General features: G+C 70.1%; 12 protein-coding genes. 3 read left to right on the forward strand and 9 right to left on the reverse strand.

Translation table 11 applies throughout. The features are described 5' to 3' along the window. Window positions 1-12: 12 nt before the first annotated feature. The 5 genes from AB0H93_RS35765 to AB0H93_RS35785 form a co-directional block, all read right to left on the reverse strand. Window positions 13-1,248 carry a beta-ketoacyl-[acyl-carrier-protein] synthase family protein gene (locus AB0H93_RS35765; protein WP_358579292.1) on the reverse strand — a complete coding sequence of 412 codons (1,236 nt, stop codon included), beginning with the start codon at window positions 1,246-1,248 and terminating at the stop codon, window positions 13-15. A gap of 96 nt (window positions 1,249-1,344) precedes the next feature. Continuing rightward, complete coding sequence (locus tag AB0H93_RS35770) at window positions 1,345-1,596, reverse strand: acyl carrier protein (protein WP_358579294.1); 252 nt, start codon at window positions 1,594-1,596, stop codon at window positions 1,345-1,347. 203 nt (window positions 1,597-1,799) lie between these two features. Beyond that, a complete protein-coding gene (locus tag AB0H93_RS35775; protein WP_358579297.1) occupies window positions 1,800-2,594 on the reverse strand; it encodes a hypothetical protein in 795 nt (264 codons plus the stop codon). Between the two features lie 46 nt (window positions 2,595-2,640). After that, window positions 2,641-3,459: a hypothetical protein gene (locus AB0H93_RS35780; protein WP_358579299.1), complete on the reverse strand. Its 819-nt coding sequence runs from the start codon at window positions 3,457-3,459 to the stop codon at window positions 2,641-2,643. 280 nt (window positions 3,460-3,739) lie between these two features. Then, a complete protein-coding gene (locus tag AB0H93_RS35785) occupies window positions 3,740-4,192 on the reverse strand; it encodes a hypothetical protein (protein WP_358579301.1) in 453 nt (150 codons plus the stop codon). A gap of 1,017 nt (window positions 4,193-5,209) precedes the next feature. Here AB0H93_RS35785 and AB0H93_RS35790 point away from each other — a divergent pair. Further along, a complete protein-coding gene (locus tag AB0H93_RS35790; RefSeq protein ID WP_358579304.1) occupies window positions 5,210-6,769 on the forward strand; it encodes an FAD-dependent monooxygenase in 1,560 nt (519 codons plus the stop codon). 151 nt (window positions 6,770-6,920) lie between these two features. On the opposite strand, the gene AB0H93_RS35795 is transcribed toward AB0H93_RS35790, so the two are convergent. Beyond that, window positions 6,921-7,673, reverse strand: coding sequence for an amino acid ABC transporter ATP-binding protein (locus tag AB0H93_RS35795; RefSeq protein WP_358579307.1), 753 nt, complete (start codon window positions 7,671-7,673; stop codon window positions 6,921-6,923). Next, a complete protein-coding gene (locus AB0H93_RS35800) occupies window positions 7,673-8,590 on the reverse strand; it encodes an amino acid ABC transporter permease (protein WP_358579310.1) in 918 nt (305 codons plus the stop codon). Before AB0H93_RS35800 ends, AB0H93_RS35795 begins: the two co-directional genes overlap by 1 nt. Before the next feature lie 410 nt (window positions 8,591-9,000). Here AB0H93_RS35800 and AB0H93_RS35805 point away from each other — a divergent pair, with 410 nt between their 5' ends. Next, window positions 9,001-9,918 carry an ABC transporter substrate-binding protein gene (locus tag AB0H93_RS35805; protein ID WP_358579312.1) on the forward strand — a complete coding sequence of 306 codons (918 nt, stop codon included), beginning with the start codon at window positions 9,001-9,003 and terminating at the stop codon, window positions 9,916-9,918. Between the two features lie 69 nt (window positions 9,919-9,987). Here the strand turns inward: AB0H93_RS35805 and ssuE are convergent, their stop codons facing one another. Continuing rightward, window positions 9,988-10,548 carry an NADPH-dependent FMN reductase gene (ssuE, locus tag AB0H93_RS35810; RefSeq protein WP_358579314.1) on the reverse strand — a complete coding sequence of 187 codons (561 nt, stop codon included), beginning with the start codon at window positions 10,546-10,548 and terminating at the stop codon, window positions 9,988-9,990. Between the two features lie 292 nt (window positions 10,549-10,840). Then, window positions 10,841-11,827 carry a hypothetical protein gene (locus AB0H93_RS35815; protein ID WP_358579316.1) on the reverse strand — a complete coding sequence of 329 codons (987 nt, stop codon included), beginning with the start codon at window positions 11,825-11,827 and terminating at the stop codon, window positions 10,841-10,843. A 360-nt stretch (window positions 11,828-12,187) separates the two neighbouring features. On the opposite strand from AB0H93_RS35815, the gene AB0H93_RS35820 reads away from it, so the two are divergent. Next, window positions 12,188-13,450 (forward strand): aspartate aminotransferase family protein, encoded by a 1,263-nt coding sequence (locus tag AB0H93_RS35820; protein ID WP_358579318.1) that lies wholly within the window; start codon window positions 12,188-12,190, stop codon window positions 13,448-13,450. Window positions 13,451-13,821 lie beyond the last annotated feature (371 nt).

Genomic DNA, 13,821 nt, shown 5'->3' on the forward strand with positions numbered 1-13,821 from the left:
CGCAAAGCCTTGTCACACCCGCTCCTCTTCGTACTTGCCGTAGATCACGACGGCGTTGTTCCCGCCGAACGCGAGCCCGTTGTTCTGCACGATCCGCGGTTGCGCCTCGACCGCCTCGTTGGGCACGCAGTCGACGCCGCACTCCGGGTCGGTCTCGACGTGGTTGATCGTCGGCGGGATGAAGTTTTCCGTGATCGCGAGCACGCAGGCGATCGAGGCGAGCGCACTCGCAGCGCCCATGGTGTGCCCGAGCATCGATTTGATGGAGATCGTGCGCGGCGCGGTGTCCGCGCCGAACACCCGCCGGATCGCCGAGGCCTCGGTGACGTCGTTGGCCTTGGTCCCGGTGCCGTGCGCGGAGATGAAGTCGACCTCGCCCGGCTTGACGCCCGCGTCGTCGAGTGCGAGCCGCATGCACCTGGCCACGCTGTCCTCGTTCGGCGCGACCGGGTGGAACGCATCGCAGTTGAGCCCGAACCCCAGCACCTCGGCGTGGATGCGGGCCCCGCGTGCCAGGGCGGACTCCAGGCTCTCCAGCACGAGGACGCCCGCGCCCTCTCCGGTGAGGATCCCCTTGCGGTCCTTGTCGAAGGGCTGGCACCGCTCCGGGGCGATGGTCCCGATGCGGTAGAATCCGGTGAACGTCTTGCGGCACAAGGCATCCGCGCCGCCGCAGAGGGCGAAGTCCACGTCTCCGGCCCGGATGGCGTCGAAGCCGTAGCCGATGGCGTAGTTCCCGGCGGCGCACGCGGTCGGGAGGGTCACCGCCTCGACATCGCGCAGCCCGAACTCGTCGGCGACCGCGGTCGAGAGCCGGCCCGCCGGGACTCGCGCGGCCACGGCCGGGTCCATGTCCCCCGGCCCGGACCGCAGTTCGGTTTCGACCAGCTGGTCCAGGTCGCGGGCCTCGCCGTCGGTCGTGCCGATCACGCTCAGGCAGCGCCGCTCGCGCAGGGCCTCTTCGCCGAGCCCGGCGTCGTCGACGGCCATGCGGGCCGCGGCGACGGAGAACTGGCTCGCCCTGCCGAGGCCGTCGGGCGCGATGTTGCGAATCCACCGCTGCGGTTCGAAATCATCGATCTCGCATCCCAGAGCGTGCTCGTACCCGCTGGTGTCGAACGCGCTTATCGGTTTGACCGCGCTGTCGCCCGCGCGCAGCCCTGCCAGGAAGTCCGGCACCCCGATCCCGATGCTGGAAACCGCACCGATACCGGTGATGACAACGCGATGGGCCGCGGCGTCGCGCATGGTTTCCTCGCCTCCTAGGCGTCATTGCGTGGGCGTCCGGCAGGAGATTTCCAAGCCGGGAGGAGGATCCCGACGATCCGGGCACCGCCGGACCGGCTACTTGTCGGCCGCCTCGACGAATACCGAGTACACGCCGTCGAGGTTCACCATCCGCCCCAGTTCGGACTGGTCGATGACGACGCCGAACTTCTTCTCCAGGGCCGCGAGGATCTCGATCGCGCGCAGCGAGTCCGCGTCGTGCTCCTCCTTGAAGAGGCTCGCGTCCGTCAGCTCGTCGGGATCGATCTCCAGGATGTCGCAGACGATGTCCTTGATCTCTACCTTGCGTTCTTCCAAAAGCGCAGCCATAACGCCCCTTCCGCACCAACTCGTGGTTCGCGACCTCCGCGCGAGCGTGGCTCGACGCTATTGCCGGCCCCGATCGAACAACAAGGCCTGCGGCCACAAGCTGCCACCGGCCGTCGGCCGCGCGCCGCCGAACCACCTGGTTGGCAACCAGCTGTCACTCGATTCCCTTGGCGCACAATCGGAAACTTGCGATCATCGCGCCGTCACGACGCGGGCAGCAAGCCGATCTCGGCGGCCCGCACGCCGGCTTGGAAGCGCGAGTTCGCCCCCAACAACTCCACGATTTCGGCGACGTAGCGCCGGTACGTCCGGACGGACACAGCGAGTTCCCGCGCGGCCACCGCATCGGTGTAGCCGTCGTAGAGCATCTTCAACACCCGCTGCGCGAACTCGGTGTGCGCCCGGCCGCCGAAGTCGACGGGCTTCGCCACGGGACGCGCATTGCGCCAAACATCGGCGAAGAGGTCCTCCAGCGTACGGATCACCGGCGCAGCGCGGACGACGACTGCCTGCCCGTCGCACGTCGCGTCCGAACGCACTAGCGCGGTCCGCCCGTCGACGACGACGGCCTCCAGCGAACTGATCCGACCGAACCGGGCCTCGAACGGCGCCCGCTGCTCGTCACCGGCCCGCAAGAGCGAAAGATCGAGAACCGCGGGGGCGCAGAGCAATCGGACCCGCACCTGGTCGCCCGCGAAGCGGGCCAGGTTGCGCAGCACCGAACGCGCCGACATGCGCAACTCCGATTTCGAGGCGAGCACCACTTCGACGTTGTTCCGCGCCCGGCCGACCAGGTTCGCCATCGCCTCCAGCGCCGCGTCGACGTCCCGGCCCACGACCCGGAACGCCTGGTCTGATGCGGATTTCTCGCGGTGCTCGGCGACTGTGGCCCCGATGAGCGCACGCACTTCCAGCAACGCCTGCTCGATCCCATCCGCCAGGTGCCCGAACGCCGCCTGCTCGCAGGCACGCCCGTGCGCCGCCTGGTCCCCGACCATCGAATGCTCCACCGCGTTCGCCTCTCCGCCCACCAACCCGACATGTTCACGAATCCTGCGCCGTGCCCCGCGCGTCCAGCAGGCCCGCTTCGACCGCCAGGGCACCGGCCTGGAACCTCGATTTGGCCCCGAGCTCCTGCATGATGCAGGCCACCTGGCGGCGGTAGGTCCGCAGCGAGATGCCGAGCTTCTGCGCCGACTGGCTGTCGGTGTGCCCGGCCCGCATGTGCTCCAAGATCCGCCGCACCGGCGCCACGCTCCGGCGTTCGAGGGGAAGCAGGTGGTCCGGCAGCGACCTGCCGGTCTCCCAGGAGGCGACGAACAGCGCTTCCAATGCCCGGACCACCGCGGGCAGGCGGATGATCGACGCCTGCCGGTCCGCGGTTCCCGGATTCGACCGTAGCAACGCGAGCCGGCCGTCCACCAGGACGACTCCCTGCAGGGGGCTCCGGGAGAGCTTGATCTCGCATTCCGGCCGACGCATCATCTCCACCGCGCGGTCCACCCGCAGACCTTGCGGAGCGCTCAGCACCCGGACGCCCACCGCCGCACCGATTCCTGTTGTCCGGCAGAGGAGTTCCGCATCGGACGGGAGTGAGACCGCGATGGACACGGATCTCTCGGCCCGCGCTACCATCTGTTCCACCGTGCACCGCAGGTCCTCGTCGAGCCCGACCATCGCGAAGGAGCTCTGCGACGATCTCCGGCGGTGTTCGTGCACCGCGGTCTCGATCAGCTCGTTCGCCCGCAGCAGCGAACGTTCCAGCCCGTCGTCGACAGCGCCGCCGTCGTCGACAGCGCCCCGCCGCTCCCTGGCGGCTATCTCGCGCAGGCCCCCTACCGAACCTTCAGAAGCGAAAGCCAACTCGAACACCATTCAACTCCTGGACTATCCAAGTCGCATTCGATCAGCACGAACTGCCAACAAGCCCACCCGACCTTCCCGCGAACAGCAGGAAGGAACCGCTTCGCCGAACGGCGAAACCACAGAACCGAAAGAGCGCCGAACACGCGGAACGGCGCCCGCCGCACACTCCGAGAAGCGGACTACGCCGTCTTGACCGAGATCTCCAGCAACCCGCCTGGGCCGACACTAGCCAGCGAGCGGGAAGCCCACCAACCATCTTTCGCCCCAGGGTGAATCGTCACCGCGCTACCGCTTCCCGGTGCCCGTCCTCAAAGCCGAACGCGAACCGAGGAGCGCGACCGGAACGCGTGCCGATCGCGCGGCGCCCACCGGGGAGCGGTCTCGCGGCAGGCTCCTCGGCCGCTCCCACAACGGACGACGCACCGCTCCCCGCCGCCTGCCGCCCGCCGCACGATGCGGCGGCCGGCGGCGAATTCCTCGCGCGCACGAACATGATCCGCATTCGGAACAGGCGCACCTCCGCCGTCCGAATGACACGATCGCCGCCGGAGCGGAAGCCCTTCGGCCGGACGAGCCGACGGCGGCCCGGCGCGCCGGCACCGACGGGATTGCTCATCTGCACACCCCCGACGAATGTGATTGCGGCCTCAGCGCCGCAAGCGCGATGGTGCTGGCGCTTCTCGAGCAAAAGCACTTGATTGTGATCTGGCACACACACCACGACCGTCACCTTTCACACTGCCTCGAAAGGATTGCCGGAGCCCGTTCGAGTGATCCAAGCTCGCGTGACCTGGCACTCGGGCAACCGGCGAAAAGACGAGATCACCGGATGAAAGGAATTGACGAGGGGCCACCGAGCGTTGGCGCGATGCGGACTCGGCCGATGCCGCGATTCCGCCGCACCTCCGCCATCTCGGCCCGAAACGGCCACGCCACGGCCGGAGCCGATCGCGCGGGCGGATCAGGCCGAACAGCACCCTTGCCGCATGTGCCGACCTCCGGTGTTGCGCCCCCGCCTCGGTCAGCCGCGCGTCTACGGCTCCGAGCCCGGTCTTCCTCGACCGCCCAGGGCTGCGACGAAATCACCGAACCCTCGGCCACTGCCCCGGCCCTTTCAGCTCCGCCGTTCACATCGGTGCAATGTGGACTGTCACGACCTGTGCATTCCGGCAGATCGCACACCCGGCCATCGAGGTCGAATCGGTGCCGCGATCACCGCGAGCGGAGTGGATCACGTCAGTGCACGCCGCCGGCGGAACACTTCTTCCGCCATGAATGTCCCCTGTGGTCACGTGCGGCGGCACCGGGGCCGGCGGTGGCAGGTAACTGCCACCCCTCCGAAGCGCCGTCCACCGACACTCGCGGCGGTGGCAACTTGGTGTCCCAACGCTTGTGCACAAGATCGCGATCTCCCTACATTCTGCACATTCTCGCAGGAAATCCGGAAGGAGTGAGAACAGCGGCAGCCGAAGATGGCGCGGAGGACGGCCCGAGAACCACCGGCCTCGGCGCGGAGCCCGGCACGCCGATCAGGATCGTCCGGCCGTCAGCGGGACCCGAATCCGGACCCGCCCAGGGCACTCGCCCGAACGGCATGTGAAAAGCGTGACCAACAGCCCTCACCACCGCCCTCCCCGGGCCACCCCCGGGGACGGCCGGCGTCCTCGCGCTGGATCCAGGCCTGGACTCGGTGACGCGAGGGCGATCGTCGCAAGGTCCCGATAAATCACCCCCCGTGGAGCCCAGAATGAGCAGTGAATCAACGACAGACGTGCTGGTGATCGGCGCCGGACCGGCGGGCCTGACGCTCGCCAACTACCTGGCGCTCCAGGGCGTTTCGGTACGACTGATGGACCGGGCCCCCAGCCCGCCCGTGCGGTTGTCGAGCTCGGTGCACGGTCCGGGATCCGAAGTCATGCAGCGGATGGGTTCGCTGGGCAACCTGCCCAACGAGACGCCGCTGCTCACGAGGGCCACCGCCCACCTCGGGCTCCAGCCGATCCGGCTGCGTTACACCACGCCGGGCAAGGAGAACCTGGCTCCCCCGATGCTGATCAACCAGGGCAAGATCGAGGCGGCCATCCGGGAGCACTGGGCCGAACTCGGCGGAGCCGTCGAATGGGACTGCGGACTGGTCGACATCGAGCAGGACCCGACCGGCGTGACCGCGGTGCTCGCCAACGGCGAGCAGGTCCGCGCCCGCTGGCTGGTCGGCTGCGACGGTGCCGAGAGCATGGTCCGGAAGGCCGCCGGGATCGGCTACATCGGCCGCAGCAAGCGCTACCTGCTGGTCGACGCGCACATCGACTGGGACCTCGACCGGGGCGGGCTGACGAGCTGGATCCACCCCGACGGGCGGGTCGGCGCGATGCCGATGATCGACCCGGACGGCGCCAACAACCTGTGGCGCCTCCTGGCCCTCGACCCCGACCAGGGCACCGAGAAGCCCACCGACGACGAGATCGTTTCGCGGGTGCGGACCGTGCTGGCCGAGCGTTCCCCCTACGGCGGCATCGAGTTCCGCGACACGACCACGAAGCTCACGTTCGTCTCGCACGCCAGGATCGTGGACAACTACCGCGAAGGCCGCGTCCTGGTGGCCGGCGACGCCGCCCACCCGCACGTGCCGTTCGGCGGGCCCGCGATCCACACCGGCATGGGCGACGCGGAGAACCTGGCCTGGAAGCTCGCCCTCGTCATCCAGGGCAAGGCGAGCGAGGCGCTGCTGGAGACCTACCAGGGCGAGCGCCGCCCGATCGCGGCCGAAATCGTCCTCGGCAAGACCGCGCCCAGCCAGATCGAGAAGATGCGCAACCCGATCGTGCGGTTCGTGCGGGACCGCGTGGTGGCACCGATCGTCAAGATCCCCGGATTCGAGCAGCTGACCACGTTCTCGCATTCCGAGCTTTGGGAGACCTATCGGGACGGCCCGTTGGGCGGCGGAGCGCGCTTTGACGCCAAGCCACGGCCCGGCGACATGGTGGGCGACTTCGAATGCGTTCGCTCGGCGGACCGCCGCCGCACCCGGCTGTACGACGAGTTCCGTGGGCGTTGGGTGCTGCTCGTGCCCGCGGGCGGCGCGGACCCGTGCGTCGACGTGGTCCGGAAGCGGCTGGGCGAGGAGCACTTCACGGTGCTGGAGCGCAAGGCGTCGAACGCCGCCAACAAGAAGGCCCGCGCGGAGGCCGACGAGGTCTGGTTGGTGCGCCCGGACGGTCACCTGGCGTGGCGCGGCGAACCGCAGTCGGCGGGCCTCGACGAGTGGCTGGAAGGCATGCTGCGGTACGGCCGGGCGAAGAAAAAGTGACGCTGCTCCGTGGTCGGGCCGTTGAGCTGGTCTTCGCGGCGCGCGACGTCCTCAGGGACACCGCGCCGCGGGGCCGGCTCCTCGCCTGACCGAGGCGCGGCGAATCGAGAAGGGCCTTCGCAGGACCAGTCCTGCGAAGGCCCGATCCCTTTCACAGCACGCGTTGCAGGAAGTCCCTGGTTCGGGGCAGCTCGGGGTCGTCCAGGACCTTCCCCGGCGGCCCGGTTTCCAGCACCTCGCCGCCGTCCAGGAACACGACGGTGTCGGCGACCTCCCGGGCGAAGCCGATCTCGTGCGTCACCACGACCATCGTCTGGCCCGCCGCGGCCAGGTCGCGCATCACCGCCAGCACCTCCCCCACCAGCTCCGGGTCCAGGGCGCTGGTCGGTTCGTCGAACAGCAGGAGCTTCGGTTCCATCGCCAGCGCGCGGGCGATGGCGATGCGCTGCTGCTGGCCGCCGGAGAGCTGGCGCGGGTAGGCGTCCTCGCGGTCCGCCAGGCCGACGCGGCGCAACTTCTCCCGCGCCCGCACCAATGCGTCCTTCTTGGACAGACCGAGCACGCCGACCGGCGCCTCGATCAGGTTCTCCAGGACCGTCAGGTGCCCGAACAGGTTGAAGCTCTGGAACACCATGCCGATCCCGGCGCGCTGGCGGGCGATCGCGCGGTCGCCGAGCTCGTGCAGCCGGCCCGCCGACTCGCGGTAGCCGATCAGCACGCCGTCCACCTCGATGCTCCCGGCGTCCACCTTCTCCAGGTGGTTGATGCAGCGCAGCAGCGTGCTCTTGCCCGAGCCGGACGGGCCGATCACGCAGGTCACCTCGCCCTGCCGCACCGCCAGATCCACGCCGCGCAGCACCGGCGTGGCGCCGAAGCTCTTGTGCAAACCGGAAATCCGGAGCATCAGCGGGCTCCCTTCAGCACGGCGCGCAACCGCTGCAGCGGCGTCGGCGGCAGCTCGCGGTGGGCACCGCGGGCGTAGTGTCGTTCGACGTAGTACTGGCCCGCGGTCAGGATTGACGTGATCACGAGGTACCAGACGGTCGCCACCACCAGCAGCGGGATCACCAGGTAGTTCCGGTTGTAGATCAGCTGCACCGAGTACAGCAGGTCGTGCACCGCGATGACGCTGACGATCGAGGTGCCCTTCAACGTGCCGATGAGCATGTTGCCCGCCGGCGGGATGATCGCGCGCATCGCCTGCGGGAGCACGATCCGGCGCAGCACGCGCATCCTGGTCATGCCGAGCGCCTGCGCGGCCTCGCTCTGGCCCGCGTCGACCGACAGGATGCCGGCGCGCACCACTTCCCCGGCGAACGCGGCCTCGTGCAGCACCAGGCCGATCACCGCCGTCGTGGTGCCGCCGAGCAGGTTCACGGTGTCCACCGCGAACCACGGGCCGATGCTCAGCGTCGGGTACAGCGCGCCGATGTTGAACCAGAACAGGAGTTGGACCAGCAGCGGGATGGACCGGAACAGCCAGGTGTAGGTCCAGCTCAGCCAGTTCAGGACGGCGTTCCCGGACAGCCGCATGACGGCCAGCACCGCGCCCAGCGCGAAGCCGAGGACCATGGTGACGGCGGTCAGCCACAGCGTGAGCCAAAGGCCGTTGAGCACGGCCGGGAGCGTGAAGTAGGCGGCGACGACGGGCCACTGGAAGTTCGGGTTCGTGGCCATCGAATGCACCACGAGCGCGAACACGACCAGCGCCGCGACGGCGGCGATCCACCTGCCGGGATGCCGCGCGGGCACCACGGGCGGCGGGGCGGTGGTGGCGGTCCCGGCATCGGGCACCGCCTGCAGATGCGTTGATCGGGTCATCGGGACTTCCCTGTCGTGCGGCGAATCCGCGGAGATCAGCACGTCGATTTCCGCTGAAATCGCGCTGCTTGGACGAAAAGGAGAGGAACGCCTCGCAGGAAACGGCCGCCGAACGACGTCGGCGGGGTCCACCACCGCCTGACACGCTAGCCGCCCCGGCCGCCGGGTCAAGGCCGTCCCACAGGTTGATCGTCGTTGACACCCACCCGGCCTCCGGCGATTCTCGTTTCGTGACCAGGCAACTGCGTTTGGTGAAACGCGCCCACATCGACCTCGCCCTGGTGTGGTCGGCCGCTTGTCGCGGCTGACGTCATCCCTCCTTCGCGCCGTCAGCCGCTGCAGCTGACTCCTCGCACGGGCCGCGCCACCACCACCGCGCCCGTTCGCTCCCCTCGAAGGGTTCACACCGAATGCTGCCCCGTTTCAGAACGATCGTCGTGATGCTGGCCGCGGCCGGGTTGCTCGCCGGATGCGCGCCCGGCGCGATCCCGACCGAAGCCGCGCCCGGTCTCGATGCGACCGCCGATGTGGTCTCCGCAGTTCCCAAGGACGAAGCGATCGCGGCGCTGCTGCCGCCGGACGTCAGGCAGGCCGGGGCGCTGACCTTCGGCAGCTCGCTCGACGGCAGCCCGCCCGGCGCGTTCTACCTGCCCGACAACCGAACCGCGGTCGGCGTGGACATCGACATCGCCGAGGCCGCCGCCCGCGTGCTCGGCGTGCGGATCGACCGGCAGGACGCCGCTTTCGACACCATCCTGCCCGCGCTGGGCAGCGGCAAGTTCCAGGTCGGCACCGGCAACTTCGGGGTCACCGAGGAGCGCAAGAAGACCGTCGACTTCGTGACCTACCTCAACGACGGCCAGGGCCTCGCGGTCCGCCAGGACAGCGATCTCGCCCCGGTCACCGACGTCACGCAGCTGTGCGGGCGCACCATCGGCACCGGCGCGGGCACGACGTTCGAGACGACGCTCAACGCCCACCAGCACCGCTGCGGTGAACTGGGCCGGCCGGCCTACCAGGTGCTGGTCTTCAAGGAGATGAGCGCGCAGTACTCCGCCCTGCAGCAGGGCAAGGTCGACGTGCTGATGAGCACGATCAACGGCCTGCGCTACACCGTGAGCCAGCAGCCGAACCTGCGGTTCCTCAACGAGTTCCGGCGCCTGAACGTCGGATTCGCGCTGCCGAAGGACTCGCCGCTGGCGCCCGCGTTGCAGGCGGCGGTGAACAAGCTGATCCAGGACGGCACCTACGAGCGGATCGTGCGCAAGTGGGGCGTCGAGGCCTCGGCGATCAGCACCTCCGAGACCAACCCGCCGGAGCTGCGCTGAGCCGGTAGGACGAAGGGCGCCTCCCGCCGGATGCGGCGGGAGGCGCCTTCTTCCAAGGGCCTTCCAGGACTACGCCGTGCGGCCGAGGACGGTGGAGTGCGGGACACCGTCGAGGGCCTTGGTGAACTGCTCGATGACGTCGGCCAGCGGTCCTGCGCTGTCCGGGTGGACGCTGAGCTGGTCTTCGACCACCGAGATGTGCTTGTCGAGCAAGAAGAAGCTCTGCACCGCGTGGCGGGCGCCCAGCGAGTGCACCACCGGGCGCAGCGCGTAGTCGATGGCCAGGACGTGGGCGACCGTGCCGCCGGTCGCCAGCGGCAGCACCGCCTTGCCGGCGAAGCCGAACTGCGGCAGCAGGTCGAGGAAGGCCTTCAGCAGGCCGGAATACGCCGCCTTGTAGGTCGGGGTGGCCAGCACGACGCCGTCGGCCTCGGCGACCTTGCCGATGGCTTCGGCGATCGCCGGGGCGTGGGTGTCGGCGCCGAGCAGCGCATCCGCGGGCAGGCTGCGGACCCGCAGGTGGTCGGCGCTGCGGCCGGACGCCGCGATGCGCTGGGCGATGTGCTCACCGATTCGTTCGGTCTTCGAGGTGCGCGACGGGCTGCCGGAAATGACGAGGACGCTGGACACACGTGCTCCCTGGGTCCGAGATTTCAGTCCGATGTGGACTGCCTGCTGATCCGGATCTCCACCGCGGTGCGGAGCCCGGGCTGGCGGAGCGCTAGGAACGACACGCTTGGGTCGACACGCGGCGGAAATCCACGTGCCGCCGCTTCGTGAGCACCGGGAACATCACGAATCAATCGCAACAGAGCACCACCGGCATGTCAATGCGGGCATCCGCCCGTCCCACCAGCCGGACGCGAGGCGGCGCACCGGGCGGGACCGGCCCGCCGGACGGCCTGATGGACACAGTGGACGATCAGTCGGCGAACAGGTCCGGGAGCGGGCGGCGGCCGGCGCGCGGCACCGGGATCGCCAGCGGGTAACCGATCCGCATCAGCAGCTGCGGCATCCCGCCGAGGCCGAGCTCGACGCTCAGCGCGGCGCGGACCTCCGACAGCCGCAGCGGTTGCGTCATCACCGACGCGACCAGGCCCAGCCGCGTCGCCTCCAGCCAGGCCCGCTCCGCGGCCTCCCCGGCCATCAGCTGGTCCCGCGGGCCGTCGGTGATCGTGCTGAAGACCAGCACCGATTCCTGCGCCAGCGACCGGGCGATCTGCGCCTGGTCCGGCAGGCGGGTGGCGCCGGTCGCCAGGCCGGTCGCGGGCACGCCGCGCACGGGCAGCACCTCCGCCGGCAGCCCCTCGTCCGAGACCGGCCCGATCCAGGCGCCCAGCTCGCGCTGGTAGGTCTTGTCGGCGTGGTTGGCGCGCGCGGCGTAGGCGAGCAGGCGCGCCAGCACGTGCTCCTCGGCGGGCCCGTCCACCCAGGTGGCCTGCGTGGTCGCCGCGGCCGCCACGGAGGCGCGCGCCAAGTGCGGGACCGGGCGCCCGGTGAAGGCGCGCCGGAAGCTCGCCCGGCGGCCGATGGCCTCGCGGCGCTCCCGGTCGATCGCGGTCGCAGGCCGCCGGTGCGTGCCGATCACCGCCGCCTCGCCGTCGTCGGCGTGCCAGTGGACGTCGGTCGCCCAGCCCAGCCCGCGCATCGCGATCGCCAGGTTGGCGACCGCCGCGCCGCACGACATCCGCCGGTCGCGGCCGTCCGGGTCGTGGTGGACGAGCTCCGGCATCGACCGCAGCCGCAGCACGGCGGCGCGCCCCTGCACCCGCAGCGACCAGGGCTGCGTGTTGTGCACAGAGGGCGCGCGGCGCACCGCCTCGGCCAGCACCGCCACCTCTTCCGGGGTCCACGGCCGCTCGTCGCCGGATTCGGGCGACTGGCGGCGGAGCATCGGGAGCCAGCTCATGCCAGTTCCGCCTCTCCGCGTTTCACAGTTGTGGTTGCGTCCGGCTCAATCCCGCGTTTCGCACTTTCTTGTGGCTGGTTTGCGTCACGTTCCCCTGAGGTGCGGTTGAGGAGGACTCGGGTTGACACAGGGCTACTCATGCGTTGATCACCTCCACGCGTCGGCAAACACCACGACAGTGCCGTCGGCGGCGGGCCGCGAGCAGAGGAGAAGGTCCCAGCTGTGACCGACCCCGCAGTCACAGCGCGTGATCACCGGTGGCGATCTGGCCAACTCGATCGGCGAATTTCGGCGTTTTGGCACTGGCGTACCGGCGGGTGCTGCGACCAAGCTGGGGGCGCGATACCGAAGGAGGACTGCATGTCGACAGCACCGCGCGACACCGCGTTGTGGCACCCGTTCGCGGACATGTTCCAGGTCAAGAAGAGCCAGTTCTGCGTCAGCAAGGCAGACGGCGTCTGGATCTACGACCAGGAGGGCCGCCGCTACCTCGACGGCACCGCGAGCCTGTGGTACGCCAACGTCGGCCACGGCCGCACCGAGATCGTCGAGGCCGCCGCCGCGCAGATGCGCGAGCTCGAGTCCTACTTCGTGTTCAACGACTTCACCAACCCGCCGGCCGAGGCGCTCGCCGACCGGCTCTCGCAGCTCGCCCCGATGGACGGCGCGAAGATCTTCCTCACCACCGGCGGCGGCGAGTCGATCGACACCGCCGCGAAGCTGGCCCGGCAGTACTGGGCGCAGCGCGGGCAGCCGCAGCGCACCCACATCCTCAGCCGCGGCAACGCCTACCACGGCACCAACGGCATGGGCACCAGCATCGGCGGGATCGAGGTGAACCAGGCCGGGTTCGGCCAGCTCGTGCCGGAGGTCGGCCGGGTCGCCCACGACGACGCCGAGGGCCTCCGGGAGGCCATCGACCGGCTCGGCGCCGACCGGGTGGCGGCGTTCTTCGCCGAGCCGGTGATGGGCGCCGGCGGGCTGTACCCGCCGGAGCCGGGCTACCTGGAGGCGGTCGCCAAGATCTGCGCCGAGCACGACATCCTGTTCGTCGCCGACGCGGTGATCTGCGGGTTCGGCCGGGTCGGCACCTGGTTCGGCGTCGAGCGGTGGGGCCTGCAGCCCGACATGATCACCTTCGCCAAGGGTGTGACCAGCGGATACCTGCCGCTGGGCGGCGTGGTGGTCGCCGAGCGGGTGGCCGAGCCGTTCTGGAACCACCCGGGCCGCCCGTTCCGGCACGGCGCGACCTACTCCGGGCACCCCACGGTGGCCGCCGCGGCGCTGGCCAACCTGGACATCCTGGAGCGCGAGAAGCTGCTGCCGCGGGCCGACGAGCTGGAGCGCCCGCTGCACGACGCGCTGCAGCAGCTGGCCGACCACCCCGCCGTGGCCGAGGTGCGCGGCGGCACCGGCCTGCTCGGCGCGGTCGAGCTGGCACCGGAGGTGCTGGCCGCCGACCCCGGCGCCGTGGGCCGCGCGCAGACCGCGATCCGCGACCTCGGCGTGATCGTGCGCCCGCTGGGCAAGGCGCTGGCGGTGTCGCCGCCGCTGATCATCAGCGAGTCGGAGATCGACCTGATCGGCAAGGCGATGCGGGAGGGCCTGGACGCCCTCGTGTGACCCGATCGGGGTGCCCGCCGACCGCGGGCACCCCGCCGGGGCACCGGGCCCGACCACTGCCGTTGTGGAACCGATACGTACCGGTCTGTACCAACCGCGATTCGTCACGTACGTTTCTGGCCAGACCACTGTGCCCGGCCCGCCCGGTACCGACGCGTTAGGCGCTCGGCATCGGAATTCGCTGCGCTGGAACGGGGTTCCCCGGAGATCGTCCACAACAGACAGTCAAGGGATGGCGAACAGATGCACCGAGCCACCTGAGGCACCGCACCGGGCGGGGCCGAGCGGTCGCCGCGTGGTGCGCACGCCGGAGAGATCGACAAGCCAGCCCGGAACCGAGCCGCGAGCGGTGACACCACTAGTCCCGCCCC

Origin of the sequence: Saccharopolyspora sp. NPDC050642, assembly GCF_040654735.1 — a bacterium.
Classification (GTDB): domain Bacteria; phylum Actinomycetota; class Actinomycetes; order Mycobacteriales; family Pseudonocardiaceae; genus Saccharopolyspora; species Saccharopolyspora elongata.